The organism is Undibacterium hunanense (genome assembly GCF_014284335.1).
Lineage (GTDB): Bacteria > Pseudomonadota > Gammaproteobacteria > Burkholderiales > Burkholderiaceae_D > Undibacterium > Undibacterium hunanense.
In genome coordinates this window covers 135,390-141,435 of record NZ_JACOGF010000015.1, presented here as the reverse complement: position 1 = coordinate 141,435, position 6,046 = coordinate 135,390, and the positions used below count along the sequence as shown (strand labels likewise).

Below are 6,046 nucleotides of genomic sequence, written 5' to 3'. Positions count from 1 at the left end.
TGGTTATGTACGCAAACTCCTCGTCCATGGGGCCAGGTCCGTCTTGCAGGCCAGGATCAACAAACCGGCCTATGCCGAAGACTGGGTCGTAAAACTGGCCAAAAGGCGGGGGCATAACATCGCCGTGCGTGCCCTGGCAGCCAAGAATGCCAGGCGGATCTGGGCGATGCTGCGGAGCGGAGAAATATTCCGGGCTGATCATGCGCAGACCAACGACGTCTGCACGTAATGAGTCCGGTTTGAAAGAACAGTAGCAACCACAAAGCAGGGGCGAGGCAGGAAGCCAGGTGAAGTAACGACGTCATGCAGTAGCAGGAAAAGTCGCAGTAAAAACAAAGAAACGGAGCACACCACCGATTGTTTGGGCAAATCCAAATGAAGACAGGACAGGTCAGACCGGGATGGTCAATAGCTCGTTCGGCGCACTGTGCGATAAGCACGATAGGGTGATTGAGCGACCATCAGCGTATTTCATCATGCGTCAGCAGTCATCAAGCGGCTGCAATAAAGACCGAATGTATGGCTGCAATCGACTACGTCAGGTTTAATTTGAAAATGCTCTTGCAAATGGGGGGCGTCCATGTATGCGCCGCACGCACCTTGTTCAATCACTTCACGTCCATTTTACGACGGCGGTGCGCGTGGCGCACCCTACTGGATTATGGCTTCGCGATAGAGCTTTAGAAATTTAAACATCTTCGGCGACTCGTCACAAAAGAAAAAAACGATAATAATTTCACGACTTCTAATGCTGACTAGTAGGGTGCGCCGCGCGCACCATCGTCAATCACTTCACGTCCATTTTACGGAGGTGGTGCGCGTGGCGCACCCTACTGGGTTATGGCTTCGCGATAGAGCTTTAGAAATTTAAACATTTTCGGCGACTCGTCACAAAAGAAAAAAACGATAATAATTTCACGACTTCTAATGCTGACTAGTAGGGTGCGCCGCGCGCACCATCGTCAATCACTTCACGTCCATTTTACGGAGGTGGTGCGCGGGGCGCACCCTACTGCGTTGCAATCCCATTCACCATCATAACGGCGTCTCTGCCACCGAATTCACCTGTTCCACGGTCGGGAAATTCTTGACCAGATACCGTACGGGATAGCCCTCTACTTCCTGCATCAGGTCGGCGGCAATGCTGGTGGCGGCGTCCCAGGTAACGATCTTGGTTTGATGTTCGCTCTCTGTCTCGCCTGGCATCAACAGGGCGACCAGATCGGTTTTGGGTAATAGCGTTACTACACCCTGCGTCCAGGTGCACAAGGACGTCAGCAGGCTGGTTTGATTGTTCTTGAAGACGGTAAAGGTGGCTACGAAAACGTCTGCCTTGTTTTTTTCGTACAGGGTTTCCAGCAATTCCTTTTGCGAGCTATAGTCTTCTGCCAGGAAAGATGTCTGCAATGATTTCAGCTTGGCCAGCACGTCAGGATGTTCGGGTGTGTAGCTGACGATCTGGCCATTTTTTATTTTATACATGCCGGAAGACACCACGCGACCTTCTTTTTCGGCACATTCCTGTGCGTGCATGATCATGCTCAACTGACCCGCGATATTCGCTGCGGCAGTCAGCAAAAAACGCCCGCGTGTCGGCACCATGATGACCGGGTCGCTGCCACAATTGGCACGATACGCCAGGTCTGGCAACAGGATGCGCGAAGAATCATAGGCATCCTCCCAGACGCCCGCCACCACACCATTGCCGATATCGACAAATTTATCGGCAGTACGGTCACGCAGGTTGCCCAGTGCCACATCCATCGCATCCTGCACACTGACACCCCAGGTTTCAAAATTGGACCGATTGACCAACGCCATGGAATGTTCCGTGTCATAGGCCAGCATCAGCACAGCGTCATCACTGAAATTCAGTGACGCTTCATCATAGGACATCGGTTTATCCTGGATCAGGCTGGTCAGACGCAGGTATTCGCCCTGCCCGCGCGGCTTCACGCTGGGCATGAGATGCGCTTTGGCGCTGGCAAAGTCGTTCGGTATGCCTTCCAGTTTCAGTCCGGCGGTATATTTCAGCAAGACTGTATCACGCTGATTTTTGGGTGAGGCACAATAATCACGATAGGCATTGTGCAGGTTCAAAACATGGGAACCATTCTCGCCCACCAGCAGGCGAAAATCAGTTTCATCGAAACGAATGGACTGATCCACACCTTGTCTGCGCGCAAAATCAATGACGATCTGCCCGAACTTTTTGGTGGATGGCGTACTGCTGAAAAAATCAAAAATGCCCATGGCTGCCCTGTGCGGTTCGTTGTTGCGTCATTCGTGTGGAGGGATCTGTCGTCTTATTTTACCAAGCTTTGTGGCAAATCTGGCATTTCGACATGCCAGTGCAATCTTCCCTGGCATAGGCTACTGAATAACGGTCAAAGAAAACAATCCAAACAATCACCCCCTTGAGCAGCAACACACATCGCATACGATACCAATTTACGTATCATCATCCATAAAAAATTGATTGGCTGATTTTTTGTATGCCTTTTAGCATGTGCTATGCGTCCATGAATATCGCGTCCATGAATATCGCGTCCATAAGTATCACGCCCTTGCAATCAACGAACAGGTCACCAGGCCATCACCGGATACAGAATGTGCACACTGTCCAAAATTACCCTCGCCGTATTGATCAGTAGCGCCTTGCCGGCACGTGCCGGGCTACCGATCTTGCCGCCCATGCCTGTCATTCCGTCCGCATTGTCGATAGACAGTGTACCCATGGGCGACAGCAAAACTGCTACCGAAGTCAAGCTGGGGATACCGATCACACCCGGCCCTTTCCAGCCCACCTGGGAATCAATCGAAAAAAACTACCCAGGCACGCCAGCATGGCTGCGTGAAGCCAAATTTGGGATATGGGTGCATTTCGGTCCGCAAGCCGCAGGCAAAAGCGGGGACTGGTATGCGCGCAAAATGTATAACCCCGGCACGCCAGCATATAAGAACCACCTCAAGGAATATGGCCACCCTTCACAAACAGGTTACAAGGAAGTCTTGCGTGACTGGAACCCTGTCCAGCTTGATCCCGCCAAACTGACTGCCATATACAAGGATGCCGGTGCCCGTTTCCTGATCGTGCAAGGTGTGCATCACGACAATTTTGATTTATGGGATTCGCGCTACCAGCCCTGGAATTCTGTCAGGATGGGGCCGAAACGTGATCTGGTCGGCGAATGGGCCAAGGCGGCCAAAGAGGCTGGCATACGCTATGGCGTGGCGTTTCACCATGAATATTCGTGGTGGTGGTGGCAAACTGCCTTTGGCAGCGATAGCCAGGGTGAACGTGCTGGCATTCCTTATGATGGTCAGTTAACACTGGCGGATGGTGTCGGCAAATGGTGGCAGGGTCTGGACCCCAGGCTGCTGTATAACATTGACCTGCGCGAATACCAGGGCGTCAGCAAAGCAACCTATTCGCCGTGGAGCCCACCACCGGATGGTCTGTTCAGCCGCCATCATGATTTTGCCAAATGGTATGCCACACGCTGGGCATTACGCATGATGGATGTGGTGGATCGCTACGACCCCGATTTTATCTACACCGATGGTACCGGGCCGCAGCCCTTCAGTGGTGACCATACCGGTACCGGCTTCAAGGCCGATGCCACCCAGACAGTGATTGCCGATTTTTACAATCATGCACTGAAAACACGCGGCAAAATAGATACCTTCAGCATCATCAAGTTTCGCCACAACACCAATGGCACGGTGAATACCGAAGAAGGCACCATCCCGCGCGACATCAAGACCGACCAGGCATGGATAGCAGAAACACCGGTTGGTGACTGGTATTACCAGCCCGGCTTTACCTATGATTCCGGCGCTGTCATCCGTTATTTGCTGGAAGAAGTGGCGCGTGACGGCAATGCCGCCATTTGCGTATCGCCCCTGCCGGATGGATCACTCGATGAAGGCAGTACCCGCATGCTGCAAGAAGTCGGCAACTGGCTGCGCCTGAATGGTCAGGCTATTTATGGCAGCAAGGCCTGGGTGCGCCTGGGAGAAGATGAAAATTCGGGCAAAAATGCGGGTGAAGGCGAAGGTAAAAGCAACAAGCTGCGTACCCTGCCCGGTCGTTCCCTGGGGAAAAAGCAGGCTGATTTTGTATTTGGCCCACATGACTTCCGCTTTACCAAAGGCAAGGATGGTTCGCTGTATGCGTTCAGCATGGCAGTACCGGCAGCCGGTACCGAGATCAGGATACGTTCATTGGGCAGTGCAGAAAACCTGCTGGGCAAGCCCGTCAAATCAGTCAGTCTGCTGGGTCACCAGGGTGCGCCGCTAGAGTGGAAACAGCAGGCGGATGGTTTGGTCATTACTGCCCCATCTGCCATGCCATATGCAACGGCTGTCGCATTTAAAATAGATTAACGTTTGACTACATTACGATAAATCAGCGATTGTGTAGGTACGATTAGCGTAGCGTAATCGTACGTATGTTGCGCCCGTCCATGGCAATGACGCTTCAAATTGCCTTGTCTTTTAACCTACAGGAAGAACTTCACTGCTTTGTATTTTCATCAAAAAATCAGCAGTTAAAGGTAGCAAGGGTAGCAAGCCGTGACTGACTTGCGTACGGTTGTGTACGATTACGTTTCACTAATCGTACCTAGATTCTGTCACGGCGGTCGCCTTTAAAATAGATTAACGTTCCTTGACTATCCCACGATAAATCAGGAAAGTCGCCAGCAAGCCAAAGCTGCCGGCCATCGCCATCCAGTAACCTGGCGATGCCTTGTCGCCGGTGGTTTCTATCAGCCAGGTAGAAACCAGTGGTGTCAGCCCTCCAAACAAGGCTGTGGCCAGGCTGTATGCCAGTGAAAAGCCAGTAGTACGGATACGCACAGGAATAATCTCGGTCAGCGCAACAATCGTCGCACCGTTATAACTGCCATACAGGAAGGACAGCCACAGCTCAACGATCAGCATGTGTTGAAAACTGGGGTTGGCGATCAGCCATGACAGCAAAGGGTAAGCCGTCACTGCCGTCAGGCCAGAGAACAAGGCCATGATGGGCCATCTGCCGATGCGATCAGACAGCGCACCCATGACCGGCAGCCAGATGAAATTGGATACCCCCACGCACAATGTCACCAGCAGGCTTTCCACCGTCGTCAGTTTCAATACGGTCTTGCCAAAGGTGGGTGTGTAGACGGTAATCAGGTAAAACGATACCGTGGTCATCACGATCAGCATGGTGCCGGTGACGACCAGCGGCCAGTTAAGGGAAATGGTTTTCAGCATTTCCTTGAAGCTGGGATGCGTTTTTTGCGCCAGATATTCTTCAGTCTCTTGCAGCGAGCGGCGGATGTAAAACACCACCGGGATGATGGAACAACCAATGAAGAAAGGAATACGCCAGCCCCAGTCAGCGATAAATTCCTTGCTCAGGGTTTCATTCAAGAAGTAACCCAGGCCTGCCGAAAAGATGATGGCCACCTGCTGGCTGGCTGATTGCCAACTGACATAAAAGCCCTTGTGACCCGGCGTAGCCATTTCTGACAGATAGACCGACACCCCCCCCAGTTCCACCCCGGCAGAAAAGCCTTGCAGCAACCGACCCACCAATACCAGGAAAGGTGCCAGTAAACCTATGGTGGCATAACCGGGAATGAAGGCGATCATGGCAGTACCCGACGCCATGATGCCCAGCGTCAGCACCAGACCCTTGCGACGACCGATGCGGTCGATATAACTGCCAAGGATGATTGCCCCCAGTGGTCGCATGAAGAACCCGGCGCCGAAAGTGGCAAAGGTCATCATCAGGGCGGCATATTCACTGGTAGCCGGAAAGAATGCCTTGGCGATATAGGTGGCATAAAATCCGAACAGGAAAAAGTCATACATTTCAATGAAATTGCCGCTCGTGACACGGATCACGGTAAAGAATTTCGATTGGCGTGGTGCTGGTGCACTGCTTCCCTGATCAACGCTGCTGGGAGCTATGGTGGTTGTGCTAGACATGCTATTCGACCTTTGTAGTCGGTGGCTGATTTTTCAGTCAGCCGGGTCTGTGAAAATTGAAACG

Annotated in this window: 3 protein-coding genes and 1 pseudogene; 2 read left to right on the top strand and 2 right to left on the bottom strand. The window is 52.3% G+C overall.

Annotated features, from left to right (window positions below; translation table 11 throughout):
* A pseudogene (locus H8L32_RS27605) lies at positions 1-229 on the top strand (IS110 family transposase); the annotation flags it as partial.
* 806 nt (positions 230-1,035) lie between these two features.
* On the opposite strand, the gene H8L32_RS23365 reads toward H8L32_RS27605, so the two are convergent.
* Positions 1,036-2,253, bottom strand: coding sequence for a hypothetical protein (locus tag H8L32_RS23365; protein ID WP_186949943.1), 1,218 nt, complete (start codon positions 2,251-2,253; stop codon positions 1,036-1,038).
* A gap of 357 nt (positions 2,254-2,610) precedes the next feature.
* Between H8L32_RS23365 and H8L32_RS23360 the strand changes: the two genes are divergently transcribed.
* Complete coding sequence (locus tag H8L32_RS23360; RefSeq protein ID WP_186949941.1) at positions 2,611-4,389, top strand: alpha-L-fucosidase; 1,779 nt, start codon at positions 2,611-2,613, stop codon at positions 4,387-4,389.
* Between the two features lie 273 nt (positions 4,390-4,662).
* Here the strand turns inward: H8L32_RS23360 and tcuC are convergent, their stop codons facing one another.
* Positions 4,663-5,982 carry an MFS transporter gene (gene tcuC / locus H8L32_RS23355; RefSeq protein ID WP_186949939.1) on the bottom strand — a complete coding sequence of 440 codons (1,320 nt, stop codon included), beginning with the start codon at positions 5,980-5,982 and terminating at the stop codon, positions 4,663-4,665.
* Positions 5,983-6,046 lie beyond the last annotated feature (64 nt).

What these genes read in the sequence shown, in the direction of transcription:
- H8L32_RS23360 (WP_186949941.1), top strand. Translation starts at nt 2,611, where the DNA reads ATGTGCACACTGTCCAAAATTACCCTCGCCGTATTGATCAGTAGCGCC.
- H8L32_RS23365 (WP_186949943.1), bottom strand. Translation starts at nt 2,253, where the DNA reads ATGGGCATTTTTGATTTTTTCAGCAGTACGCCATCCACCAAAAAGTTC.
- tcuC (WP_186949939.1), bottom strand. Translation starts at nt 5,982, where the DNA reads ATGTCTAGCACAACCACCATAGCTCCCAGCAGCGTTGATCAGGGAAGC.